We start from the raw sequence: 24,188 nt of genomic DNA, 5'->3' as shown, positions 1-24,188 counted from the left end.
ATGCTGCGTTAATGCAGCAAAGCGCATCGTCAGGCTCCGGGGGTGGATGTGATGGAGATCGACATGTCCACCAGACTTCTGCCTGCAATGCTCGCCGGCGCAACGCTGTTTGTTGCCGGTACGGCTTCCGCAACGCCGATCGCGCCGCAAGCGCCCGCCCCGCTCGTCCAGAGTGTTGCATGGGGTTGCGGGATGGGATGGCATCCCAACCCATGGGGCCGCTGCGTGCCCAACCGTCCCGCTTACGTCTACAACCGGCCGGTGATCGTCTACCCCTATGGCTGGTATCGGCCGGGCTGGGGTTGGTATCATCCCCGGATGGGCTGGTATCGCCGCTGAAGCGAGAACCCCGCAGAACGTACTTAGGCCGGGTTGTGACCCGGCCTCGGTGCCTTGAAAACCTCGGAGCTCGTCGAAACCGTCGCCAGGCGGAACAAAATCAAGCGAAGCTGCGGCAGCAACGGGACAAAGGCGTTCAATCGTCGTTGGCGGCATTCAGTTGGTCAGGCCGCAGTCCCTCGTCGTCATGGCGCGGCCAGGGCAGGAAGTTCCTCTCGAAAGCATTGCTGCCGAAATAATCGAGCGCGCGGTGCGCCTCGGCGCCATTGAAGGCCGCCTTTTCGATCAGGTGCGCTATGACCTCACGCGCCTGCGCAATCTTCTGCTTCAGTTCCGCAACGTCTTGCTCGGCCATGACGAAGCTCCTCTCTGTCCGCCGGCTAGGGTATCCCCTTTCTTCGCCACGGCAAATCTCCGCTTTTCCTCGACTTTGCCGGCTTTTCGTGTCACTTGCCGGCCATGGCACTCGACATCAAGATATGCGGTCTGAAGACCGACGAGGCGCTGGCCGCCGCGCTCGACAACGGCGCCAGCCATGTCGGCTTCATCTTCTTTGCCAAGAGCCCGCGCTACATACACCCAAATGACGCCGGACGCCTGCGCGCGGCGGCCCGCGGCCGCGCCGCGGCCGTGGCGGTGACGGTCGATGCAGACGACGCATTCCTCGATGAGATCGTGACGGCGATGGCGCCCGATATGCTGCAACTGCACGGCGCGGAAAGCCCCGAGCGCGTGACCGAGGTGAAGGCACGCTACCAACTGCCGGTGATGAAGGCCTTGTCGCTGCGCGCCGCCGACGATCTCACGGCAATGGCGCCCTATCGCGGCATCGCCGACCGCTTCCTGCTCGACGCCAAGCCGCCCAAGGGATCCGATCTGCCGGGCGGCAATGGCGTGACCTTCGACTGGCGTATCCTGAGCGGCCTTGACGCCGGTCTGGATTACATGCTTTCGGGAGGGCTCAACGCTGGCAATGTCGGCGAGGCGATGGCGATTGCCAACCCGCCCGGACTGGACATTTCATCCGGCGTTGAAAGTGCTCCGGGCGTCAAGGATGTCCGGCTGATCGCAGAATTTTTTGCGGCCGTGCGGGCAGCGCGCAAGAACCGCGCAGCCTGACGCCGACACAAATCCGGGAGAGCGGCAATGAACAAGCCGGCGATGCCAAATTCCTTCCGTACCGGCCCTGATGAGCAGGGCATGTTCGGCATTTTCGGCGGCCGTTTCGTTGCCGAGACGCTGATGCCGCTGATCCTCGACCTCGAGCAGCACTGGAACCACGCCAAGAACGATCCGGCGTTCAAGGCGGAGCTCTCGGCGCTGTCGACCTTCTATGCCGGGCGGCCGTCCAAGCTCTATTTCGCCGAAGGCCTGACCCGGCATCTTCGCGACATTTCCGCGGCAAAGGGCCTCGGGGGCGGCGCCAAGATCTATTTCAAGCGCGAGGACCTGAACCACACCGGCTCGCACAAGATCAACAACTGTCTCGGCCAGATCCTGCTCGCCAAGCGCATGGGCAAGAAGCGCATCATCGCCGAAACCGGCGCCGGCCAGCATGGCGTGGCGTCCGCCACGGTGGCGGCGCGCTTCGGCTATCCTTGCGTGGTCTATATGGGCGCCACCGACGTCGAGCGGCAGAAGCCGAACGTGTTTCGCATGAAGCTGCTGGGCGCCGAGGTGCGGCCGGTGCATTCCGGCCATGGCACGCTGAAGGACGCCATGAATGAGGCGCTGCGCGACTGGGTGACCAATGTCGAGGACACCTATTATTTGATCGGCACGGCGGCCGGCCCGCATCCCTATCCTGAGCTGGTCCGCGACTTCCAGTCGGTGATCGGCACGGAAGCGCGCGCGCAGATGCTGGAGCAGGAAGGCCGGCTTCCCGATGTCATCATCGCCGCCGTCGGCGGCGGTTCCAACGCCATCGGCCTGTTCCACCCCTTCCTCGACGACAAAGAGGTACGCATCATCGGCATCGAGGCCGGCGGACGTGGGCTGGACGGTGTCGAGCACTGCGCCTCGATGAACGCCGGCAGACCGGGCGTGCTGCACGGCAACCGCACCTATCTGCTGCAGAACGAGGACGGGCAGATCCTCGACGGTCATTCGATCTCGGCCGGTCTCGATTATCCGGGCGTCGGCCCGGAACACAGCTGGCTGCGCGACAGCGGCCGCGTCGAATACGAGCCGATCCTCGACGACGAGGCGCTTGCGGCATTCCAGCTGACCACCAAGGTCGAGGGCATCATCCCGGCGCTGGAATCGGCCCATGCCATCGCCCACGCGGTCAAGATCGCGCCCAATATGGCCAAGGACAAGATCGTCATCGTCAACCTCTCCGGACGCGGCGACAAGGACGTGCACACCGTCGCAAACATGATGGGCATGGAGATTTGAGGTGAGTTCGTCTTCGGCTCCGAAACTATCGGCCTATGTGCTGACCAGGAATAGCGGCCGCATGCTGGCCGAGGTGCTGGCGCCGGTTTACCGTGTTGCCGACGAGATCGTCGTGCTCGATTCGGGCAGCAGCGACGCCACGCTGGAGATCGCCCGCGTCTATGGCTGCCGTGTCGAGCGCAGGGCGTTCGATAACTTCGCGGCGCAGAGACAGGCCGCGCAAGACCTGTGCAGTCATGACCACGTTCTGTTCGTCGACAGCGACGAAGTCATGAGCGATGCACTGGTCGATGCTGTGCTCCAGGTGAAGCGACAAGGTTTTCCCGGTCACGTCTATGCCTTCCGTCGGGAATGGTATGTGATGGGGCGCAAGGTGCGTGGGCTCTATCCCGTCAACAGTCCTGACTACCCAATTCGCCTGCTTGACCGCCGCAAAAGCGATTTCTGCAACTCTTCCATCGTGCATGAATCGCCGTCCAATTCCGACGATCCGGTGGTGCTCGACAGGCCACTCAGCCATTTCACCTTTCCAACCAAGGCGGAATTCAACAAGAAGCTGGCCTTCTACTCCTCGCTTCACGCCGACACAGTGCTCGGCTGGAACAAGCCGGTACCATCCCGCACAAATGCCGCCGTCCGCGCTGTTTCCGCCTTCTGCAAATGGTATTTCATGAAACGCCTCGTGCTCGACGGACGCGCCGGTTTTCATTGCGCGCGTTATGCGGCGCGTTACACCTATCTGAAATATGAGCACGCCCGCCAGGCACATGGCCGTGGCGACAGGGATGGGCGCACGATCACCAAGATAATGGGCATAGTGATGGGTATGGTGGCGATATGAGCACCTTCGAGATCTATCATTCCAGGCAAAACCGCCATCACTATGTCGCGGTTGAAGCCGGTGACTTGCGCGACAACGCCAATGGCGTGCGTGAAAGCCAGAATCTCAAGTTCCTCACCAACGTGGCCGACGATGGTGAACCGCGCATCGCCTTCGATCCGAACCAGGCGCGCAGCCGCATCGCACGCGACGGCTTCTACGCCTTCAATGTGACCATCGAAATCCGCGAACATCCGGAATGAGGTGGATGTTTCGACGGCTGAAAAACGAAGTGCGGCGCGATCCAGCAGCAGCCGGCACCGCAAGACACCTTTATCGGACAATGAAGGGCATGGCATGACCACCCGCATCGACCGCCGCATGGCGAAACTGAAGGAAGAGGGCCGGCCGGCACTCGTCACCTATTTCATGGGCGGCGACCCGGACTACGAGACCTCCCTGTCGATCATGAAGGCACTGCCCAAGGCCGGCAGCGATGTCATCGAACTGGGCATGCCGTTCTCTGATCCGATGGCCGATGGTCCGGCCATCCAGGCGGCCGGGCTACGCGCGCTGAAAGGCGGGCAGACGCTGGCGAAGACCCTGCGCATGGCGGCCGAGTTCCGCAAGGGCGACGATGAGACGCCGATCGTTTTGATGGGCTACTACAACCCGATCTACATCTATGGCGTCGATCGTTTCCTCGCCGAGGCCAAGGCCTCCGGCATCGACGGGCTGATCGTGGTCGACCTGCCGCCGGAGATGGACGAGGAACTGTGCATTCCGGCGCTAAAGGCCGGCATCAATTTCATTCGCCTCGCCACCCCGACAACCGACGACAAGCGGCTGCCCAAGGTGCTCGAGAACACCTCCGGCTTCGTCTACTACGTCTCGATGACCGGCATCACCGGCTCGGCATTGGCCGATACCGGCAAGGTGGCGGCCGCCGTGAGGCGGATCAAGGGCCACACCGACCTGCCGGTCTGCGTCGGCTTCGGCGTCAAGACCGCCGAACAGGCACGGGTCATCGGCGGTTCCGCCGACGGCGTCGTCGTCGGTACGGCGATCGTCAACGCCGTGGCCAATGTGCTGGGGCCAAAGGGCGAAAAGACCGCTGACCCGGCCGAAGCCGTGGCCACGCTTGTCGAAGGCCTGGCACATGGCGTGCGCCGCGCCCGCCTTGCTGCCGCCGAATAGTTTTCCTATTTCAATCCGATCATGATGCGCGGACAGGAGCCGAAGCGATGAACTGGATCACCAACTTCGTTCGCCCGAAGATCAACTCGATGCTGGGCCGCCGGGAAGTGCCGGAGAACCTGTGGGTGAAAGACCCGGAGACCGGCGAGATGGTCTTCCACAAGGATCTGGAAGGCAATCAGTTCGTCATCCCGTCCTCCGGCCACCACATGAAGATCTCGGCTAAGGAACGGCTGAAGTATTTCTTCGACGACGGCAAATACGAGGTCATCGAGAATCCCAAGGTCGGCGTCGACCCGCTGAAGTTCCGCGATGAGAAGCGCTACACCGACCGCCTCAAGGAGGCGAAGACCAAGACGGGGATGGAGGATGCCATCCTCAACGCCGTGGGCACCATCGAGGGCCTGCCGGTGGTCGTCACCGTGCAGGACTTCGCCTTCATGGGCGGATCGCTCGGCATGGCCGCCGGCGAGGCGATCATTCGCGCCTTCGAAATAGCGTTGCAGCGCAAGCGGCCGCTGATCCTGTTCGCGGCCTCCGGCGGTGCGCGCATGCAGGAAGGCATCCTGTCGCTGATGCAGTTGCCGCGCACCACGGTCGCCGTGGACCGGCTGAAGGAAGCCGGCCTGCCCTATTTCGTCGTGCTGACCAATCCGACCACCGGCGGCGTCACCGCCTCCTATGCGATGCTGGGCGACGTGCATATCGCCGAACCCGGCGCACTGATCGGTTTCGCCGGGCCGCGCGTCATCGAACAGACCATCCGCGAGAAGCTGCCGGAGGGTTTCCAGCGCTCCGAATATCTGATGCAGCACGGCATGGTCGACATGGTCGTCTCGCGGCTGGAGATGAAGAAGACCATCGCCAATCTGATCAGGCTGCTGCTCAAACTGCCGGCCGAGCAAAAGGCGGCCGAGCCGGAAATCCTGCCACCGGTGGTGGCCAAGCCGGAAGCACGCCCTCAGGCATAGCCGTCGCCGACAGATCCACGCGCAGAGCGGAGCCTTCCCGCATGACCACGCTTTCCGCCGAACGCGAGATCGAGCATCTGATGTCGCTGCATCCGAAAGGTTTTGACCTTTCGCTGGACCGCGTCACGCGCCTTCTGGAAAGGTTGGGCAATCCGCAGGACAAGCTGCCGCCGGTCATCCATATTGCCGGCACCAACGGCAAGGGCTCCTGCGCGGCCTTCTCGCGCGCGCTGCTCGAAGCCGCAGGCTATCGCGTGCATGTCCACACCTCGCCGCATCTGGTGAACTGGCATGAGCGTTACCGGCTCGGCGCCGAAGGCGGTGGCAGACTGGTCGACGACAAGGTCTTCGCCGAGACCATCGCCCGCGTCGCCGAGGCCAATGGCGGCGAGACGATCACCGTCTTCGAGATCCTGACCGCCGTTGGCTTCCTCCTGTTTGCCGAACATCCGGCCGATGCGGTGATCCTCGAGGTTGGGCTCGGCGGACGTTTCGACGCCACCAATGTCATCAAGCGGCCGGCGGTTTCGGTGATCATGCCGGTGTCGCTCGACCACGAAGCCTATCTCGGCGACCGGGTCGAGCTGATCGCGGCGGAAAAGGCCGGCATCATCAAGCGCGGCTGCCCGGTCGTGGTCGGTGCGCAGGAATTCGAAGCCGCCCAGCTGGTTCTGATCGAGACGGCGGAACGGCTGCGCGCACCACTCACCGTCTACGGCCAGGATTTCCTCGCCTTCGCCGAGAACGGCCGCATGGTCTACCAGGACAGCGATGGTCTCATGGATCTATCGCCGCCACGCCTGCCCGGCCGTCACCAGTTCGCCAATGCCGCGGCCGCCATCGCCGCCGTCAAGGCCGCCGGCTTCGACATTAGCGAGCGCGATGCCGACAAGGCGATGACCAATGTGTCCTGGCCCGGCCGCATGCAGAAGCTGACCCAGGGCCGCCTGATGGAACTGGCGCCGCGCGGTGCCGAAATCTGGCTGGATGGCGGGCACAATCCCGGTGCCGGCACGGTGATCGCCGAGGCCCTGGCCGAACAGGAAGAGAAAAACCCGCGACCACTGTTCATGATCTCCGGCATGATCAACACCAAGGACCAGAGCGGTTATTTCAGTGCGTTCAAGGGCCTGACCAGGCATGTCTACACGGTGCCGGTCTCGATGAGCGATTCCGGCGTGCCGAACGACGAGCTGGCGGCACGGGCGGCGGAGGCCGGATTGTCGGCCGAGCCCGTCAGTTCCGTCGCCAATGCGCTGATGCTACTGCGCGATACCTGGGACGAGAGGGAGGCGCCGCCACGCATCCTGATCGGCGGCTCACTCTATCTTGCCGGCGCGGTGCTGGCCGAGAACGGCACGCCGCCGATCTGAACCCGCCGCGGGTTAAAGCTGCGCCGCGACAAGAAGGTGCGCGGCGGCCGGCAGTGCCAGCGACAGGCCTGACAGAAACAGCAGGACGAAGACGAGCCGGCGCATGGTCTGCCGCGACAGCGGTGGCGGCCAACGCCGCGCCGCATAGGTCATGATCATCACTGCCGGCACGGCACAAACGAGGGCGACGGCCGAGGCAGATGGCAGGTTGCCGCTTGCGGCGACCATGCCGAGCCGCACGATCTGCGCGGCGCCGAAGGCGGCCACCAGTGTCTCGCGCACCCGTTCAGGCGGCAATGGCTGGCGAAAGAGATGGTAGACCAGCGGTGGGCCGCCGGTGGAAAATAGCCCGCCCATCAGCCCGGAGACGATGCCGAAACCGACAAAGCTCGCATCCGACGACCGTCGCGCCAGACCGGCGGGCCGCATGGCGAGCTGCAGGCTGGACAGCATGATGACCGCGCCAAGGCCGAGCTTCAATGCGTCGACCCGCGTGTCCGCCAGCCATTCCAGCAGGACATATCCGACCAGAAGCGACGGCAGGCTGGCCATCAGGATGAGCCGCAATTCGCGGCGCGCGACCTCGCGCCAGCCGCCATGGGCCAGCATCTGCACGGCGTTGACGAGGGTCAGCATGCCTACCATGGCTGCGGCGTCCGGCAGCGGCAGCAGACCGGCGAGTGCGATCACGCCCATCATCACCAGACCGAAGGCGAAGCCGGTCAACGTCTGGACATAGGCCGCAACGGCGGCGATGCCGGCAAAGGCCGCGAGCTGCTCGAAGCCCATGCCGCTCAACCGCCCGCCGGCGAGGCCGGCTCGATCTCAATGCAAATCGGGGGCATTGTCTATTTCAGCTCGATCTCGATGAAGGCGTATTCGCCGTCATTGGCGTTGACGACGTCATGCTCGACGCCCTCGTTGCGGAAATAGGGCACACCCTTCTTCATCTCCGCAAATCCTTCGCCATCCTTGGTCAACAGTTTCACGCGCCCATCCATCAGCGGCACTACAACATAGTCGTGGCCGTGGCGGTGCCAACCCGTATTGGCGCCGGGCGCGAAACGGTATTCCGTGACGACGACGCGGTCGTTGTCGATGAAGACAGTGGCCTTGGCGGTTCCGGTCATGATTTTCTCCTCCAACAGAAGGGAAAGCCATGCGCCGCCGATGCGCGAGGGCCAGCAGCAAGGTTCGGTGAGGGCAAACAAAAAGCCCGGCGCAAGGCCGGGCTCCTGTTATCCAAAATGTATCGAAAGATCAGGCGACGGCGCCGTTGATCCAGTGCGACAGCGCGGTCTTGGGGGCTGCGCCAACCTTGATATCGGCCACTTCGCCACCCTTGAAGATCATCAGCGTCGGGATCGAGCGCACGCCGAATTGCGCGGCCAGTTCAGGATTCTCGTCGATGTTGAGCTTGGCGACCTTCACCTTCGCGCCGAGCTCGGAAGCGATATCCTCAAGCGCCGGGGCGATCATCTTGCAGGGACCACACCACTCAGCCCAGAAATCGACCACGACGGGCACATTGGCCTCAAGCACGTCTGCGCGGAAATTGTTGTTGTCGACCTTGACGGTGGCCATAGCCAAGTTCCTTTCGGAGGTTTCGTTGCACCAGATGTGGTGCTGCAAGCTGCGATGTTCAAGCAGGTCTTGTGTCACGCCTCGGTGAGTCGAGCAAGGGCGTCGTCCAAGCTCGTCGCTGGCAACTCGATCAGTTGCGGCGCCTCGGTGAAGAGCAAGCCGGCGGCGACCTCACGGCCGGGATAAAGCGGCTTGAGCAGGGCGCGGTAGAGCGCGAGTTGCAGGATATAGGCCGGCGGCACCTCGGCCAACGTCGTCGGCGCCGGCCGGTTGGTCTTGTAGTCGACGATGAAGACCTTGTCGGGGCCGACCGCCAGCCGGTCGATCTTGCCCGATATGGTGCGCTGCTTCCCCTTGACCAAAAGACTGCCCATCACCGCCACTTCGGCGCGGGAGCCAGGCGCGAACAGCGCCGCAAAAAGCGGATCGTCGAGGATGGCGGCAACGGACGCCAGCGCCTGGGCGCGCTCCGCCTGCGGCCAGTCGGCACCAGTGCGCGCCAGATAACGCTCGGCGGCACCGAGGCGCTGTTCCCAGGCGAGATCGGGCAGCATCTGCAAGAGCTTGTGCATGGCAAGGCCACGCCGCACCGCCATTCCCGGCTCCGCATCCGCGTCCAAGACCGGCGATCGGCGATCAATGACCGGCTCGGTCGCCTCGTCGATCAGAGCCGAAGCGCCGGACGGCGAGAGCGGTCGCGGCAGGTCCTCAACCACGGGCAACGCCTCGAAGAGATAGGCGGGAGGCGAGCCGAATGTTTCCGCCTCGGCCTGCTCGCCGGCCTCGGCTGCGGCAAGCGGCGGGAACTTCGTCCAGACGAAGCGAAGCACCTCGCCCTCGCCGACCGGATGCAGGCGAAGTTCGATCTCTTCCGCACCCGCCAGTGCGCGCGTCACCAGCGAATGCCATGTGCCGGGGTTCGGTGTGCGCTTGCCATGATAGCCGCAGACGATCAGCCTGTCCTCGGCGCGGGTCATGCCGACATAAAGCAGGCGGCGGTATTCATCGTCGGCCAGATCGCGGGCCCGCGCCGAGACCGATTGCGAAAAGCCGTTGGCCACCTCGGTGCCCGACCGCCACAGATACCCCTTGCCAGTCCAATATTGGCCGGAGCCGTCGAACGGCATCAGTCGGGGCAGATGCTGGTCGCTGAACGGCGCTGCACCGCCATCTACCAGGAAGACGACCGGTGCTTCGAGGCCCTTAGCAGCATGAACCGTCATCACCCGCACCTCGTCGCGAGTCTGGTCCATCTCGCGCTTGACCTCCGGGCCGGCATTTTCCAGCGTCGAGAGAAACGCCTCCAGCCCCGGCAGGCCGGCGCGTTCCTCGGCCAGGCAGAAATTGAGGAATTCATCGAGGATGTCACCGGCTTCCGGGCCGAGCCGGGCGATCATCTTGCGGCGCACGCCATCGCGCGCGAGCAACCCAGCGTAGAACTCGAACACCGGCTTGAAGGCAACCTCGTTGGTCCAGGCATCGAGCTGGGCAACCACCTTGGCCAATGTCTCGTCATTGTCCGCGCTGGTACGCAGCGCCGCATGGAGAGACGCGCCACCGGCTCGAGCGGCGCCGAGGTCGAACAGCATCTGTTCCGAGACATCGAAGATCGGGCTGCGCAGCAATGCCGCCAGCGAGAGATCGTCCTGCGACTGGATCAGGAAACGGCCGAGCGCGACGAGGTCCTTCACCGCGATATGGCCGGGCAGGCTGAGACGATCCGCGCCGGCGACAGGGATGCCCTTTTCCTTCAGGCTACGCGACAGCGCGTGCACGAAACGATCGCGCTTGCGCACCAGCACCACGACATCGCCGGCCTTCAGCTTGCGGCCCTTACCTTCGATGACGTCGCCGGCTTCGATCCAGCGCATGACCGTCTCGGCGATCTGCTCGGCCAACCGCACCGCCGGCGCGCTGACATGGTTGACCGGCAGCGTCCAGTCATCCGGTTCCTCGACCACGTCCGCGCCGATCGACGGCCAGACCTCGACATAACCCGGCGCGTCGTTGCGGATCGCCTTGTGGTCGAGCGGGTCGGGATCGTGGCTGATGCCGCGGCGCACTTCCGGCGTGGCGAAGACGCGGTCGACGGCGGCGAGCACATCACCGGTCGAGCGGAACGACCAGGTGAGTTTCAGGTCGGCGAAGCCCGCCTCGGCCTCGCGCACCCGGCGCGCGAACAATTGCCGGCTTTCATGGAAAGAGTCCGGTGCCGCACCTTGGAAGGAGTAGATCGACTGTTTCTCGTCGCCGACCGCGAAGACCGTGCGGCGAACACCCCGCGCGCCCTCGCCGGCGAAGAACTCCTCGGCCAGCCGCCTCACCACCTGCCACTGGTCGGGACTGGTGTCCTGCGCCTCATCGAGCAGGATGTGGTCGATGCCTTGGTCGAGCTTGTACTGAACCCACGGGCCGGCGTCGGTGCGGGCCAGCAAGTTGACGGTGCGAGTGATCAGATCGTTGAAGTCGAGGAAGCCGCGCCCGCGCTTCAACTGCTCGTAGCGGGCGATCAGCCAGTCGGCGACGGTGAGCGCGGCGCGCGTACCTTCCACCATGCGCAGCAGCGCCAGACGGTCGGCGATCCTGGCAATGGCCGAGGCAGCAGCTTCGTAGCGTTCGGGCAAATCGGGCAGGCTGGCTATCAGCGCCTTGCTGAACAGCCAGGATGGATTGTACGGCTCGCCTTTTTCGCTGAGAAACGCCTTCCTGAGCAAAGAAAGCCGCAGCATTGGAGCCGTTTCCGCGAAAGCGGAAATTGCTTTCCCGACCAGGTACTCCTGCGCGCGGTTGGCACCCAGCCGCGAACAACTTGCCTGCAACTCGACCAGGAAATCCGGCTCGAAACCCGGCAGCGGCCACAGGGAAGCGGCGATGCTTGTGGCGGTTTCGCTCGGTACGAAACCAAATTCCGCGAACAGATCGGCAAAGCCCTCGCCATCACCGCCGATCGCGTCGATGAAGCCACGCAGGCCGTCGCGCTTGCGCATGATCTCGGACAGGAGATCGTCCAGCCCCTTCTCGCCGCCGCGTTCCAGCACGGTGGCGAAGGCCTCGGCCAATTCGGCACCGCCCGGCGCGCCGGCGCCGGTGATCATGTCGCGGCGGGCCTCAGCCAACAGAGCCTGCTCCATCTGCGGGTCGAGCATTTCGAAATGCGCCGCGATGTTGGCTTCGAGCGGGAACTGGTGCAGCACGGATTCGCAGAAGGCGTGGATGGTCTGGATCTTCAACCCGCCCGGCGTTTCCAACGCCTCGGCGAACAGCCGGCGCGCCCGGCGCATGGTCTCACCATCAGGCGCGCGCTCATCGAGCGCCGCGATCCTCTTCGACAGTTCGGCATCCGGCAGAACGGTCCATTCCGACAATGTCGAGAAGACACGATTCGACATGTTGGCGGCGGCGGCGCGCGTATAGGTGAGGCACAGGATCTTCGACGGGTCGATGCCGCGCAGCAGGAGCCGGATGACACGCTGTGCCAACACATGCGTCTTGCCGGAGCCGGCATTGGCCGAGACCCAGGCGGAGGTGCGCGGGTCGGAGGCGCGCGCCTGGCTTTCGGCCGTGCCCGCCGGGATGGGATATTGCTTTTTCAAGCCTCCCCTCCCTCGTCCGCGCCATCGCCGCCGGCCGACCATTCCAGCACGCGGGCGAGATGGTCGTAATCGCCGTCGGTCTCGCCCTCGCGGAACGGCAGCGCGCGCGAAAGATAGCCCGTGTCCAGTTTCGCGTAATGGGCAAGCAGCTGTTCAAGGCGTGTCCAGGCATCCTCGCCGAGGTCGGTCGCGGTGCGCGGCTTGCGGTTGTAATCGAGGATCGATTCCTGCTCGACCTCGCCATTCGCCTTCAACCGTACGAAGGCGAGTTCGGCGGGTTCACGTGCGCCCAGGTCCTTGAAGGCGCCGCGCCGCAGCAGCGCGGCCTCCAGCGCCAGTTGCGGCGACAACAGCGTGTGCGCCTGCGCCTTGGAGGGCGACGATCCGGTCTTGAAATCGAGAATATCGGCCATGCCGCCAGCCAGCAGATCGACGCGGTCGGCATAGCCGGACACGGTGACGCCGGACTGGCCGACGATCGTCTTTTCCGCACGCTCCTCCGAATGGCGGCGGGCGACATTGGCGGCGCGCGACCGCTCCCAGGCGACAATAGCCACGGCGAGTTTCTCGAAGCGTGGCCACCACACCGCTTCGACATCCGGCGGCAAAGCCGCCTCGGCGAAACAGGCTCTGCCGGCGTCCAGAAGAACGGCCAGCGCTTCCGGCGCGCGCGGATCGTCCACCGCCTTCGAAAAACGGTGCAGGATGGCGTGGAACAGCGTGCCGCGTTCGGCGGCGCCGGGATCGCGGATCACCGGTTCCAGCGGCATCAGGCCGAGCACGCGGCGCGCATAGACGGCATAGGGGTCGCGCCGCAGCGTCTCGATCTCGGTGATCGAGAAATGGCGCGGACGGCGCTCCAGCGGCGGCTTCGGTTGCGGTCGCGGCGCGAAATCCACCTTCGGCCCGGCATCGAGGCCCCGCGCCCAGGCAAGCAGTTCATTGCCGCGGCGGCGCAACGGTTCGGCCTGCGCCTTGCCGATAAAGGTGAGTAGGCGCTGCAGCCAGCGCGAGGCGACCGCCGGTGCATCGCCGGCCCGCGCCGAGCGGGTGAGAACGACGTTTGGCGCACCCATCGCCATCTGGAAATCATGCGCGGCGAGGCCAATGCGGCGCTCCGGCGGCTCCAGGTCGATGCCGGTCTTCATCAGTCGCGACATGAACCGGTCGCCCTCCGGCTTGCGCGGCCACACACCCTCGTTGAGGCCACCAACGACCAGCGTGTCGACATGTTGCAGGCGAGCTTCCAGCGTGCCCCAGATGGCAATCGCCGCATCGGCGCCACGCGCGGGCTTGACCATTTCCGGTGCGATCAGCGCCATCGCTACATCCGGCCATTCCCGCGGCGACAGCGTGAAAGCCGCCTGCGCCCCGACCAGCCCACGCAGCAGTTCCGCCAGTTTCTCGCCGGCGTCGCCATCGTAAAGCGCGGCAAGTCCACCATCCTCGGCACGGCCGAGGTTTTCCAACGCCGCCACGCTGGCGCGCACCAATGGGACGACGTCGCTTTCCGGCTCGGGCAGGCAGGCGGCGAGTGGCGCGACCGCCTCGTCCAGCCGGGCGAGCATGGCCCGCGCTCCTTCGATGCGGCTGGCTGACAGCCGCGACAGCCAGAACGGCCGCCGGTCGGCTTCCTGTGCCTGCACCAGTCGCGTTTCGAACAAGGTGTTGAGCGACACGATATCCGGCCGGCCGGTGCCTCCGCGCAACGCGACGAGTTCGACGGTTTCCGCCGCCCGCCGCACCGACGCACGCGGCAAACCCAGGCCAAGCAGAGGGTGCTTGAGCAGCGCCAGGATGGCGACCGGGTCGCCGGGCCGCAGCACCGTGTCCAACAGAAGCCGCAACAGGCTGGCCGGCGGCGTGTCGGCCAGCGGCTTGCCGCCGGAATCGTCGGCAACGATGCCAAGCCTGAGCAATTCAGCGGAGACGCGCCGCGCCAGGGCACGATCGCCAGTGACCAGCGCCGCGCGATGGCCCGGCTGCGCAACCGCGCGGCGCAAAGCGAGCGCGATGCTGGCCGCCTCGTCGCGTTCATTGGCGGCCTCCACCAAGGTCACGCCCTGCAACGCCGCGGAAATGCCGGCATCGTCGAAGCGCGCGCGCGTCTCGGTCCACAGTTCGGTGGTTTCGGCAGGGCGCAGGGCTTCCGCCACCAGAACCGCGCGGCGGCGTCCCGCGTCGTCCACGGTGGCGAGTTCCTCAATATCGCCGCGCAGGATGCCTATCCTGCCGATCAGCCTGGCGAGACCGTATTGCGGATGGCCGAGCAGCGCCGGTCGCGCGTCGGGCGCCGTGATCGCGTCGAAGGACGGCTGATCCATCGCTATGTCGAGGCCTGGCAGCACGACGGCGCCATTGGGCAAGCCGGCAATCACAGCCAGAAGGTCGGCGGTGGCGGGAATGGAGCCGGTCGAGCCCGCGGCGATCACCGGCCCGGCGGGCGGATTGCGCTTCAGGCGTTCCGCCTCCAGGCGGATCAGCGTGCCGCGATGCGCGGCCGGATTGGAACGGTCACGCTCGATCAACAGCTGCGGCCAGGCTTCGGTGATGATCTTGAGGAAATCCAGCGTCACTCGCCACCAGCCGGCGAGATTGCCTTCGACCAGGCCGGCAAGCTTGGTCCAGTCGGAACCCTCCGTCTCGATTTCGTCCATCAGCCGGGCGAGATCGCGCGCCAGCCAGACGGCGTCGGCGGCCGAGGCAGGAATGACGACCTCCTCTTCGAACAGCGCCGCGACATGGGCCGGCAAGCGCCGCTTCCAGGCCCGCACCAACGGCGCCAGAAGGAGAAGGCGTTCGAGGGAAGCTATCGGCGGCGCAAGGTCGATGGCATTCGCGTCCTCGGCATCCTGTTCGAACGCCGCCTCGTCTTCGTCGAATTCGCCGAGCGGCTTGATCACCGGCAGAATGGTGGAAGCACCACCCAGACGTTCCGCGAAAACGCCGCGCAGCGCGCGGGCGGCGCGGCGGGTCGGCACGTAGATGGTGACGCCGGCCAGCGCCAGTGGGTCGCCGTCATAGCGAAAGCCCGGGATCAATCGGCAGCTGAGCAAGGCATCGGCCAGCGTCGACAGGAAGGGAGAACCGGGCGCAATGGAGTAGACGCGAGGCAAGCCGCTCATTGCGCGTCCGTCAGCGCCCTTCTGACCGCCGCTTCGGCCGGCGCGATGGCATCCGGCGTGCCGACGGTGATCCAATGACCCTGCATCGTCATGCCGAAGAGGCGGCCGGCGGCGATGGCGCGGTCGAAATAGGCGTTGAGCGAATGCGGTTCGGCGGACGCGCCGGCGAAGATAGAAGGCGCGACGATTGCCGCGCCTGCATAGATCAGCCCTGTAGGATCGCCCTTCGCGCGTGCAAGGCGTCCGTCCGGCGCGATCAGGAAATCGGTGCCGCCCGAATGGCCGGTCGTCGATGAAAGGTCCGCGAGCATGATGAGAATATCCATCGCCGTCGCATCCCAGGCAAGGGCGAGACGCTCCAGATTTGGGCTACCGGCATCGAGCCAGAAGGTATCGGCGTTGAGGATGTAGAACGGCTTGTCGCCCAGTTCCGGCAGCGCCTTGACGATGCCGCCGGCGGAATCCAGCAGACGGTCGCTTTCATCGGAGATGACGATTTTCGGGTGATGGCGCGCCGCCAGGTGGCGGACGATCTGGTCAGGCAGGTAGTGCACATTGACCACTGCCTTTTGGACGCCAGCCTGGTCGAGGCTGTCCAAACCCCAGTCGAGCAGCGTCTTGCCGGCGATCGGCACCAGAGGCTTCGGGATGGTGTCGGTGATCGGCCGCATGCGCTTGCCAAGCCCGGCGGCCAGCACCATCGCAACGGTGGGACGTGTCGTGCCGGTCATTCCGTCTCCAAAAGGACGCCAAGGCGATCGTAGACGGCGCGCACTTCGGCAAGCGCCGGATGGACCAGCAACCGGCGAAGATAATCCCGGATGCGTGGCAGATGCTTCAGGTAATAGGGCTTTCCATCGCGACGATCGAGGCGGACGAAGATGCCCAGGATCTTCGAATGCCTTTGCGCACCCATGATCGCATAGGCTTCCTCGAAGGCGGCGCGGTCGAAATGGCCCGCCACCGCGCGGGACGCGACATAGGCCTCGACAATCTTGCGCTCGACCGCTGGTTCAATGGTGACCCGAGGATCCAGCGCGAGCGACGCGACATCATAGGCCGGGGGACCGATCAGCGCATCCTGGAAGTCGACGACGCCGAGCCGATCCAGCCCCTGCCGTTCACCACGCCAGATGAAGTTGGGCGATTGCACGTCGCGCAACATCAGCGTCAGCTCCGTTCCATCCAGGCGGTCGAGCGCGGCGTTCCAAGCGGCGCGAAAGGCGTTCCGCTCCTCATCGCTCGCCGGGTTTCCGCGAAAGAAAGGCAGGTACCAGTCGATGAGAAGCTCGGCCTCGATGAGCATCGCCGGCCGGTCGAAAGGCGGCATGTGGTGGATGTGGCGCGGCGCGACAGTCACCCGGTCCGGCCAGTGCCTGCCATGCATGAAGGCGAGCAGTTCGGCGACCGCCTGATATCGTTCGACGATTGGCGCACCCTCCGGGGTCAGCAAACCATCGACACCGAGATGTTCGATCAGCACAAAGCCCCGATCCAGATCCTGTTCGAATATCTGCGGAGCGGCGATGCCGGCATCGCGAAGCAGCTTGTCGACACCGACGAAGGCTGCCACAGTCTGCGCGGTATGGGCGATTTCGGCATAGGCCTTGCCGTCCCGGACTGGCGGCCCGAGCACAAGGCGTGGCGAATTCATCAGCACGCGCGGCGCTTCTTCCGGCTGCGAGACGATCTCGTAGGAGCGCGCCGAGGCATCGCCGACGAAGTGCCGGCGGCTGGCCGCGCCCCAGCCGGATGCTTCCAGAAAAGCTCGCATTGCGAGCGAGCGCGCAATGCGTTCGAGTGCCGGCCCTACGCCGGTAATTTGCGCCAGGCGGCCGTCATCCCGGTGGACGAGTTCAATAGTGACAGCGGTGTCCGGCAGCCGGTCCTCAGCCCGCTCGGGCCATTCGATCAGCGCGGCGCCATCCGCCAGCACCTCGGGAAAGCCAAGCTCGTCCAGTTCGTCGGCAGAAGACAGACGGTAGAGATCGAAATGATGCACCGGGACGCGCGTGTCGTAGCTCTGCACCAGCGTGAAGGTGGGGCTCGGCACTTCGAGCCCGACATCGTCGGCCAACGCGCGGATCAGCGCCCGCGCCAGCGTCGACTTGCCGGCGCCAAGGTCGCCGCGCAGCGCCACCACGTCGCCGGGGCGCAGCGCCATGGCGATGTCTTCGCCGAGGCGCATCGTCGCCGCTTCGTCAGCGAGAAACCGCTCCACCATCGCCGAGGCTATTCAGCCGCCGCGCGAATGCCGGCCGGTGCCGCCGGGAAGGTGCAGATCACCGTCGTGCCCCGGTTCTCGCCCGTCTCGATGCGCACCGAACCGCCGTGCAATTCGACGAAGCTCTTGACGATGGAGAGCCCGAGTCCGGCGCCGCGCCGACGACCGCCATTAACCCGCGGCTCGAAACGGCGGAACACCGAATCCAGCACGTCCGGCGGCATACCCGGCCCATCGTCCTGCACCGAAAATTCGACACCTTCTGCCGTTTCGCGACAGGCCAACCTGATGGTGCTGCCTTCCGGCGCGTAGTTGGCGGCGTTGCTCAGCAGATTGTAGAGGATTTGCCGCACGCGCGTTTCGTCGCCGTGGAAGCTCTTCGGCGCGGCCGCGATGTCGATGCCGAGCCGGATCGCATGCTCCTCCAGCCGGTCGGCCACCAGTTCGGCGGCGGCCTTGACCGTGCCTTCCACCTTAACCTCGGAAATATCGAGCTGCATGATGCCGGCGTCGACGGTGGCGAGATCGAGGATGTCGTTGACGATGGTGAGCAGCACCGACGAGGAGGAACCGATATGGTCCAGATATTCCTGCTGCTTGGTGGTGAGCGGCCCCGTCCCCGGCAACGACAGCAATTCGGTGAAGCCGATGATGTTGGTCAGCGGCGAGCGCAGTTCGTAGGACACATGCTGGACGAAATCGTTCTTGAGCTGATCCGACTTCAAGAGTGCGTCGTTCTTATCCTTCAGCGCCCGCTCGACATTGACGCTGTCCGTCACGTCGACAAAGGTGAACATCACCTGGCCGTTCGGCAGATGGATGACGGCGTAGCGCAGCGTATTGCCGTTCTCCAGCGTGGTCTGGCCGTGGTGGTCGCGGCGTTCGTCGTCAAAGCCTGTGACGGCCGCGACGAAGCCCGCCCACGGCCCGTCCTTGGCGCGACCGGCGCAAAGATCGCGGATGGTGGTGACGTGAACGGCAGGCAGCACGGCCTCCGCCGGCAATTCCCACATCTGGGCGAATGCGGGGTTGGACAGGCGCAGCCGGCCATCCGGCCCGAACACGGCGACGCCCTCGGTGAGGTTGTCGAGCGTTTCACCCTGCACGCGCACTGCCGTCTGGTAGCGGCTCTCGAGATCGATCTTCTCGGTCAGGTTCTCGAAAACCCAGGTGACGCCCCCCTTAGGCTGCGGATTGCCGACGACGCGAATGGTCTTGCCGTCCGGCAGGTGCCACCAGTGCTCCACCGGCTCGACTGAGCGATAGGCCGAAAGCAGGTTCTCCTTCCAGCGGCGCCATTCCGGCTGCTCAGCGATCTTGCCTGCGCTGCGCAGGCGGTCGAGCAGCAGCACATTGTCGGGCGTGCTGGAGAGGAAGGCCGTATCCAGACCCCACAGCTTCTGGAAGGCCTGGTTGTAGAAGCGCAGTTTCTCGTCGGCGTTGAAGATGGCAACCGCCGTGTTGAGCTTATCCAGCGTGTCGGCATGGCTGCGCACGGTGCGCTCATATTCCTCGCGCATGGCATCGGCGGCGCTGATGTCATGGGCAAGGCCGGCCGAGCCATCGGTGCCGGCAAAATCGGTGACGGCGAAGACATGGCGGTCGCCAGCGATGACGGTCGACAGCGTTTGCTCGAACACCGGCCTCGACTTGTGTTCACTGGCGATAGCGTCCCGCGCCTGGCTACCCAGGAACTCGCGGCCGTCGCGCAGTGCGGCGTCGCGGTCGGCGGCTTCAACCGCGGTCCAGTAAGCGCGGTTGACCCATTTCAAGCGACCGTCGGCACCACGCATCCACAGCGGCATCTTCAGCACATCGAACAGGCCCAGCACGGTATCGTGCTCGGCGCTGACACGCTGGTGCTCGAGCTTCAGCCGGGCCAGGTTGCGCTGCGCCTCGGACAGGGACACGAAGCGGACGATGCCATGCGCGGCGCCCTTGCGCCCCTGGATTTCGAGCGGAGCGCCGGCTTGCGTTTCAGCGACGAGATCGAAGGCAATGCCCTTTTCGCGCAATGCAGCGACGGCATTCTCAAGCGCGGCGGCCGAACGCGGCATCAACCAGCGGCCGAAGGCTAGGAAGGCGGCGCGGTCGTCCGGCGCGCCGGTCTCCATCGGCAACGAGCCGACGATTTCGGGTTTCTTGTTCTCGGCTGGCCATACAACCACGCGCTGGTCGCGCAGGTTGAGCAAGGCTTCAGAACGCTGCAGCGCGGCATTGGCGTCGGCGAGGCGCCCGCGCAGGTCGAGATTTTCGGCGGCGGTGCGCTGGCGCTCGCGGATGAGCGCTATGGCGGACACGAAGGCGGCACCGACGACGCCGACGGTGAGAGCAAGCTGGATGACTTCCATGGTGCTGATCGGCACGCTGGTGCCCTTGACCAGCGCATCTTCGGCGCGAGCGGCCAACGCATGGAACGGAAGGACAAGCGCGGTACCGCAAAGCAGGCGCGCAAACCGGCCGCGCGGCGAAAGCCGCTGGCGGAAAGCTGAAGGGCGAGCCGCGATCGCCCTATCCTGATGGCCGCCGGCTACGGCCTGTCCCGCCTTGAGCGGGTCTTCCCCCGGCATGTCCTGGTCCTCTCCGCCTGAATGCAAGACCGCCCCCGATCCCGCGTCGCTCGCCCGGAATCCAGAACGCCGCGCGGCCCTGTCACGGACACGCAAAGAACGCTCCTTTACCTGGAAACCCGCGCCTCGTGCCGAGTGCCGGACGGGCCGCGGCCGCGCGCAAGCCGGAAGCTTCGCGAATCACCTCACCATACCCCCTCGCAGAATCGGCGTGAAGGCAGCGGCTGCGCAAAAATAAAGCCGGGCGAAATGTCAATCGCCCGGCTTCAATATATTGTAGCAGAACTAACTGCGATTAATAACGGTAGTGTTCCGGCTTGAACGGACCCTGGGTAGTCACACCGATATAGGCAGCCTGTTCATTGGAGAGGTCGGTGAGCTTGGCGCCAAGCTTGCCGAGATGCAGCCGGGCCACCTTCTCGTCGAGATGCTTGGGCAGCGTGTAGACCTTGTTCTCGTATTTGCCGGGCTGCGTCCACAGCTCCATCTGCGCCAGCACCTGGTTGGTGAAGGACGCCGACATGACGAAGCTCGGATGACCAGTGGCGTTGCCGAGGTTGAGCAGGCGGCCTTCCGACAAAAGCAGCAGACGCTTGCCATCCGGGAAGGAGATCATGTCGACCTGCGGCTTGACATTGGTCCATTTGAGATTGCGCAGGGCAGCGACCTGGATCTCGTTGTCGAAGTGGCCGATGTTGCCGACGATGACCATGTCCTTCATCGCCCGCATATGGTCGAGGGTGATGACGTCCTTGTTGCCGGTGGTGGTGATGACGATGTCGGCGGTCGGCGCCGCATCCTCCAGCGTGACCACTTCGAAGCCGTCCATAGCGGCCTGCAACGCGCAGATCGGGTCGACCTCGGTGACCTTCACGCGAGCACCGGCGCCGGACAGCGAAGCGGCCGAGCCCTTGCCGACGTCACCGTAGCCGCAAACGACGGCGACCTTGCCGGCCATCATCACGTCGGTGCCGCGGCGGATGCCGTCGACCAGTGATTCCTTGCAACCGTACTTGTTGTCGAACTTCGACTTGGTGACCGAGTCGTTGACGTTGATCGCCGGGAAGGGCAGCAGGCTCTTCTTCTGCAGCTGATAAAGCCGATTGACGCCGGTGGTGGTTTCCTCGGTGACGCCACGGATCGCCTCGCGCTGTTTGGTGAAGAAACCGGGCGAAGCCTTCAGGCGCTTCTTGATCTGCGCGAACAGGATTTCTTCTTCCTCGCTACCCGGCTTGGACAGCACGTCCTCGCCAGCCTCGGCACGGGCGCCGATCAGGATGTACATGGTGGCGTCGCCGCCATCGTCGAGGATCATGTTGGAGAGGCCGCCGTCGGCCCACTGGAAGATCTTGTCGGTGTAGTCCCAGTATTCTTCGAGCGACTCGCCCTTGACCGCGAAGACCGGGATGCCGCTCTCGGCAATCGCCGCGGCGGCGTGATCCTGGGTCGAGAAGATGTTGCAGGAAGCCCAGCGGATATCGGCACCCAGGGCCTTCAGCGTCTCGATCAGCACGGCGGTCTGGATGGTCATGTGCAGCGATCCGGTGATGCGAGCGCCCTGCAGCGGCTTCTTCTCGCCGAATTCCTCGCGGCAGGCCATCAGGCCCGGCATTTCCGTTTCGGCGATCTCGATTTCCTTGCGGCCCCAGCCGGCAAGCGAAATATCGGCGATCACATAGTCTTTGCTACCCGTCATTGTGGTGCTCCGATCTGGTTTTGCGTGCGGACGCGTTCAGGCCGTTTGGCGCAGGAAAATGAACGCGGCGTTGGCGCCTGCCTAGCAGATCACGCCGAAAGCGACAATGGGATATAAAGAAATCTTTATCTGCGCATATCGCAAAGGCTAGGCGATGTCGGGATTAACGACCGTCAAGGGCAAGTCGACACCGATCTTGTCCAGCATCTTTCGAAAGCCGGCAATGTCATAGCCACCACCTTCCGTGACGAGCGCGACGGTGCGGCCGGAGCCCTCGGCCGCGTCTGGCAAGGCAGCCACGACATTCTCCGCCGGGTCGAGAAGCAGCCACGTCGGCTGTGCCTGTTCGAAGAAGGAACGCAACCAGGGCAAATGCGTGCTGGAAAGGGTCAAAACATCGATTGAAGGATGTCGCGCGGCTATTTCGGCTGCAAATTCGGTTACAGCCAGGAGCGTTCGTTCCGGTTCAGACAGGAAAGCCCCGCTCTCAACCAGTTCGACCATCGGGGAAGCATTGATGAGCGCCACACTGGCGGGATCAACCGCGCGCTCACGAACAAAACGGGAAAGCTCGGCACTTTCGATCAGTGAGCGGACGCCCATGATACCGACCTGGCCGCTTCGGCTGCGTGCCAAAGCCTCCTCGAGCGGAGGCGCTACGCCGTAGACGGGCAACGGGCAGCTATCTCTCAATGCATCGAGAACCATGATCGACGGTGCATTCGAAGCCACCACAATCGCCTGCGGCGCGTATTCCAATAGAAAGCGGATGGTACCTTGGATGATCGACAGGAGCTCGTCCCTGCCTTTGCCCCCATAGGGGAAACGAGCCCTATCGGCGAAGTAGAGGATATCCCGCCGTGGCTGCCGGCGCCGGATCAACTCGACGATCGCGTAGCTGCCGATGCCGGCGTCGAATACAGCAATTGGTGTTGACAGCGCTAGGGGATCTGGAGAGCCCAAATGGGCCACCAAACTCAGATTTCCTCGCCGAACTTCGAGGCGACGAGATCGTCGAGTGCGGCGATCACCTCGGCGGCTTCCTTGCCGGACGCCGTGACACGGATCGAGCAGCCGGGGCTGGCGGCCAGCATCATCAGGCCCATGATCGAGGTGCCGCCGACCTTGGTGCCGTCCTTCTCGACATGGACGCACGCGTCGAAGCTGCCGGCGACCTGCACGAACTTTGCCGAGGCGCGAGCATGCAAGCCACGCTGGTTGATGATCCGCATGTCACGGGCGACGTGGCCAACTTCGGTGGACATGGTGCTCATTTGCTGGTCAGCAGTTGGCTGGCGACGTTGATGTATTTGCGGCCGGCGGCCTGGGCTTCGTCGAGCGCGGCGACCATGTTGTCGCTCTTGCGCACGCTGGAGAGCTTGATCAGCATCGGCAGGTTCATGCCGGCGATCACCTCGATCCGGCCTGCCTCCATCACCGAAATGGCGAGATTAGAAGGCGTGCCGCCGAACATGTCGGTGAGCAGGATGACGCCCGTGCCACCATCGACACGCCGCACCGCCTCGACGATATCGCGCCGGCGCTGCTCCATGTCGTCGTCAGCCCCAATGGCAACGGTCTCGAAATTCTCCTGCGGTCCCACGACGTGTTCCACCGCTAGGCGAAACTCGTCGGCCAGTCGACCGTGCGTCACGAGCACGAGTCCGATCATTCTTTGGCGGCTCCCGTCATGGCCCCTTCACAGGCGCATTTTATGCTCGCCAGCCTGTCCAGGCGGCGGGAGCGCTATCTTGTCGACGCACGGCGCGTTGACAAGCCCCAATTTGCACCATTCCGAGCCATTTTGACGCATTGCAGCATGAAAGTGCCGCAACGTCATCGAAAAGACGCGATCGACAGCCGCGCCGAGACGGCCGCCACCGCTGCGGTGACGTTGCGTGCCGCAACGTCAAGCGCGGCGATCGTGCAGCCGGCTATTTCTATGGTCGCATCCTTTTGGAAACGCTGCATTTCCGCCTCGGCAACCAGGCGCACGCAGAGGTCGATGACCGCTTCCTTCTCGAAGGCGAGCGGCTGCGGGCCGATGCCGGCAACCTCGGCGAGGCCGGCGATAGTGGGGGGTGCCTGGCAGACCAGACGACCGCCGTGGCCGGAAATGAAAAGCTGGTCGTCCGCGACCAGGCGCGAAAACAGGCCGAGGCTACGGAAGTGGCCGATCAGGGCCAGCGCCAGGGTCGATTTGCCTGCGCCCGAGGCGCCGGTGATCAGCAGACCGCAGTCGCCGGCCAGTAGCGCGGTGGCGTGGATGTTGCGCGGAGGCTCTACCGGCACGTTCGGT

At 64.7% G+C, this 24,188-nt stretch carries 22 protein-coding genes; 8 read left to right on the top strand and 14 right to left on the bottom strand.

Going from position 1 to position 24,188, the window contains the following annotated elements; genetic code table 11:
• Positions 1-63 precede the first annotated feature (63 nt).
• The gene (locus QFZ88_RS15340) at positions 64-339 is read left to right on the top strand and encodes a GCG_CRPN prefix-to-repeats domain-containing protein (RefSeq protein WP_081766879.1); all 276 of its coding nucleotides are present in this window, start codon (positions 64-66) and stop codon (positions 337-339) included.
• A 136-nt stretch (positions 340-475) separates the two neighbouring features.
• Here QFZ88_RS15340 and QFZ88_RS15335 read toward each other — a convergent pair whose 3' ends face one another.
• Entirely contained in the window at positions 476-694 is a 219-nt protein-coding gene (locus tag QFZ88_RS15335) for a hypothetical protein (protein WP_024924247.1), read from the bottom strand.
• Between the two features lie 104 nt (positions 695-798).
• Here QFZ88_RS15335 and QFZ88_RS15330 point away from each other — a divergent pair, with 104 nt between their 5' ends.
• The 7 genes from QFZ88_RS15330 (at position 799) to QFZ88_RS15300 (ending at position 7,097) form a co-directional block, all read left to right on the top strand.
• Entirely contained in the window at positions 799-1,458 is a 660-nt protein-coding gene (locus QFZ88_RS15330) for a phosphoribosylanthranilate isomerase (RefSeq protein WP_024924248.1), read from the top strand.
• Positions 1,459-1,485: 27 nt separating this feature from the next.
• Positions 1,486-2,736, top strand: a complete 1,251-nt coding sequence (gene trpB, locus QFZ88_RS15325; RefSeq protein WP_024924249.1) for a tryptophan synthase subunit beta — start codon at positions 1,486-1,488, stop codon at positions 2,734-2,736.
• A 1-nt stretch (position 2,737) separates the two neighbouring features.
• Positions 2,738-3,577, top strand: coding sequence for a glycosyltransferase family 2 protein (locus tag QFZ88_RS15320; protein WP_024924250.1), 840 nt, complete (start codon positions 2,738-2,740; stop codon positions 3,575-3,577).
• Positions 3,574-3,819, top strand: coding sequence for a hypothetical protein (locus QFZ88_RS15315; protein ID WP_024924251.1), 246 nt, complete (start codon positions 3,574-3,576; stop codon positions 3,817-3,819). The genes QFZ88_RS15320 and QFZ88_RS15315 overlap by 4 nt, the downstream gene beginning before the upstream one ends.
• A gap of 94 nt (positions 3,820-3,913) precedes the next feature.
• On the top strand, positions 3,914-4,753 hold the full coding sequence (gene trpA / locus QFZ88_RS15310; protein ID WP_024924252.1) for a tryptophan synthase subunit alpha: 840 nt from the start codon (positions 3,914-3,916) through the stop codon (positions 4,751-4,753).
• A gap of 47 nt (positions 4,754-4,800) precedes the next feature.
• Complete coding sequence (accD, locus tag QFZ88_RS15305; RefSeq protein WP_024924253.1) at positions 4,801-5,724, top strand: acetyl-CoA carboxylase, carboxyltransferase subunit beta; 924 nt, start codon at positions 4,801-4,803, stop codon at positions 5,722-5,724.
• A gap of 41 nt (positions 5,725-5,765) precedes the next feature.
• Positions 5,766-7,097, top strand: a complete 1,332-nt coding sequence (locus QFZ88_RS15300; RefSeq protein WP_024924254.1) for a bifunctional folylpolyglutamate synthase/dihydrofolate synthase — start codon at positions 5,766-5,768, stop codon at positions 7,095-7,097.
• Positions 7,098-7,109: 12 nt separating this feature from the next.
• Here the strand turns inward: QFZ88_RS15300 and QFZ88_RS15295 are convergent, their stop codons facing one another.
• The 13 genes from QFZ88_RS15295 to QFZ88_RS15235 form a co-directional block, all read right to left on the bottom strand.
• Entirely contained in the window at positions 7,110-7,886 is a 777-nt protein-coding gene (locus QFZ88_RS15295) for a sulfite exporter TauE/SafE family protein (protein ID WP_024924255.1), read from the bottom strand.
• Between the two features lie 59 nt (positions 7,887-7,945).
• A complete protein-coding gene (locus QFZ88_RS15290) occupies positions 7,946-8,227 on the bottom strand; it encodes a cupin domain-containing protein (RefSeq protein WP_024924256.1) in 282 nt (93 codons plus the stop codon).
• A gap of 130 nt (positions 8,228-8,357) precedes the next feature.
• A complete protein-coding gene (gene trxA / locus QFZ88_RS15285; protein ID WP_024924257.1) occupies positions 8,358-8,681 on the bottom strand; it encodes a thioredoxin in 324 nt (107 codons plus the stop codon).
• A gap of 74 nt (positions 8,682-8,755) precedes the next feature.
• Positions 8,756-12,274: a double-strand break repair helicase AddA gene (addA, locus tag QFZ88_RS15280; RefSeq protein ID WP_024924258.1), complete on the bottom strand. Its 3,519-nt coding sequence runs from the start codon at positions 12,272-12,274 to the stop codon at positions 8,756-8,758.
• On the bottom strand, positions 12,271-15,399 hold the full coding sequence (gene addB / locus QFZ88_RS15275) for a double-strand break repair protein AddB (RefSeq protein ID WP_024924259.1): 3,129 nt from the start codon (positions 15,397-15,399) through the stop codon (positions 12,271-12,273). The genes addA and addB overlap by 4 nt, the downstream gene beginning before the upstream one ends.
• Complete coding sequence (locus QFZ88_RS15270) at positions 15,396-16,130, bottom strand: nucleotidyltransferase family protein (protein WP_024924260.1); 735 nt, start codon at positions 16,128-16,130, stop codon at positions 15,396-15,398. Before QFZ88_RS15270 ends, addB begins: the two co-directional genes overlap by 4 nt.
• Complete coding sequence (gene tsaE, locus QFZ88_RS15265; RefSeq protein WP_024924261.1) at positions 16,127-17,635, bottom strand: tRNA (adenosine(37)-N6)-threonylcarbamoyltransferase complex ATPase subunit type 1 TsaE; 1,509 nt, start codon at positions 17,633-17,635, stop codon at positions 16,127-16,129. The genes QFZ88_RS15270 and tsaE overlap by 4 nt, the downstream gene beginning before the upstream one ends.
• Entirely contained in the window at positions 17,632-20,193 is a 2,562-nt protein-coding gene (locus QFZ88_RS15260) for a sensor histidine kinase (protein ID WP_024924262.1), read from the bottom strand. Before QFZ88_RS15260 ends, tsaE begins: the two co-directional genes overlap by 4 nt.
• Positions 20,194-20,488: 295 nt before the next feature.
• A complete protein-coding gene (gene ahcY, locus QFZ88_RS15255; RefSeq protein ID WP_024924263.1) occupies positions 20,489-21,889 on the bottom strand; it encodes an adenosylhomocysteinase in 1,401 nt (466 codons plus the stop codon).
• Between the two features lie 147 nt (positions 21,890-22,036).
• On the bottom strand, positions 22,037-22,861 hold the full coding sequence (locus tag QFZ88_RS15250; protein WP_244431253.1) for a glutamate racemase: 825 nt from the start codon (positions 22,859-22,861) through the stop codon (positions 22,037-22,039).
• A gap of 5 nt (positions 22,862-22,866) precedes the next feature.
• Positions 22,867-23,163, bottom strand: coding sequence for an HPr family phosphocarrier protein (locus QFZ88_RS15245; RefSeq protein WP_024924265.1), 297 nt, complete (start codon positions 23,161-23,163; stop codon positions 22,867-22,869).
• Positions 23,160-23,561 (bottom strand): PTS sugar transporter subunit IIA, encoded by a 402-nt coding sequence (locus QFZ88_RS15240; protein WP_024924266.1) that lies wholly within the window; start codon positions 23,559-23,561, stop codon positions 23,160-23,162. Before QFZ88_RS15240 ends, QFZ88_RS15245 begins: the two co-directional genes overlap by 4 nt.
• A 164-nt stretch (positions 23,562-23,725) precedes the next feature.
• Positions 23,726-24,181, bottom strand: a complete 456-nt coding sequence (locus tag QFZ88_RS15235; protein ID WP_036253415.1) for an HPr kinase/phosphorylase — start codon at positions 24,179-24,181, stop codon at positions 23,726-23,728.
• Between the last annotated feature and the right edge of the window lie 7 nt (positions 24,182-24,188).

The organism is Mesorhizobium sp. YL-MeA3-2017, assembly GCF_030814575.1.
GTDB classification, from domain to species: Bacteria; Pseudomonadota; Alphaproteobacteria; order Rhizobiales; family Rhizobiaceae; genus Mesorhizobium; species Mesorhizobium terrae.
Note: the sequence above shows the minus strand (reverse complement) of the source record. Positions and strands in the feature narration are given on the sequence as shown.

What these genes read in the sequence shown, in the direction of transcription:
- QFZ88_RS15340 (WP_081766879.1), top strand. Translation starts at nt 64, where the DNA reads ATGTCCACCAGACTTCTGCCTGCAATGCTCGCCGGCGCAACGCTGTTT.
- QFZ88_RS15335 (WP_024924247.1), bottom strand. Translation starts at nt 694, where the DNA reads ATGGCCGAGCAAGACGTTGCGGAACTGAAGCAGAAGATTGCGCAGGCG.
- QFZ88_RS15330 (WP_024924248.1), top strand. Translation starts at nt 799, where the DNA reads ATGGCACTCGACATCAAGATATGCGGTCTGAAGACCGACGAGGCGCTG.
- trpB (WP_024924249.1), top strand. Translation starts at nt 1,486, where the DNA reads ATGAACAAGCCGGCGATGCCAAATTCCTTCCGTACCGGCCCTGATGAG.
- QFZ88_RS15315 (WP_024924251.1), top strand. Translation starts at nt 3,574, where the DNA reads ATGAGCACCTTCGAGATCTATCATTCCAGGCAAAACCGCCATCACTAT.
- trpA (WP_024924252.1), top strand. Translation starts at nt 3,914, where the DNA reads ATGACCACCCGCATCGACCGCCGCATGGCGAAACTGAAGGAAGAGGGC.
- accD (WP_024924253.1), top strand. Translation starts at nt 4,801, where the DNA reads ATGAACTGGATCACCAACTTCGTTCGCCCGAAGATCAACTCGATGCTG.
- QFZ88_RS15300 (WP_024924254.1), top strand. Translation starts at nt 5,766, where the DNA reads ATGACCACGCTTTCCGCCGAACGCGAGATCGAGCATCTGATGTCGCTG.
- QFZ88_RS15295 (WP_024924255.1), bottom strand. Translation starts at nt 7,886, where the DNA reads ATGGGCTTCGAGCAGCTCGCGGCCTTTGCCGGCATCGCCGCCGTTGCG.
- QFZ88_RS15290 (WP_024924256.1), bottom strand. Translation starts at nt 8,227, where the DNA reads ATGACCGGAACCGCCAAGGCCACTGTCTTCATCGACAACGACCGCGTC.
- trxA (WP_024924257.1), bottom strand. Translation starts at nt 8,681, where the DNA reads ATGGCCACCGTCAAGGTCGACAACAACAATTTCCGCGCAGACGTGCTT.
- addB (WP_024924259.1), bottom strand. Translation starts at nt 15,399, where the DNA reads ATGAGCGGCTTGCCTCGCGTCTACTCCATTGCGCCCGGTTCTCCCTTC.
- QFZ88_RS15270 (WP_024924260.1), bottom strand. Translation starts at nt 16,130, where the DNA reads ATGACCGGCACGACACGTCCCACCGTTGCGATGGTGCTGGCCGCCGGG.
- QFZ88_RS15260 (WP_024924262.1), bottom strand. Translation starts at nt 20,193, where the DNA reads ATGCCGGGGGAAGACCCGCTCAAGGCGGGACAGGCCGTAGCCGGCGGC.
- ahcY (WP_024924263.1), bottom strand. Translation starts at nt 21,889, where the DNA reads ATGACGGGTAGCAAAGACTATGTGATCGCCGATATTTCGCTTGCCGGC.
- QFZ88_RS15245 (WP_024924265.1), bottom strand. Translation starts at nt 23,163, where the DNA reads ATGAGCACCATGTCCACCGAAGTTGGCCACGTCGCCCGTGACATGCGG.
- QFZ88_RS15240 (WP_024924266.1), bottom strand. Translation starts at nt 23,561, where the DNA reads ATGATCGGACTCGTGCTCGTGACGCACGGTCGACTGGCCGACGAGTTT.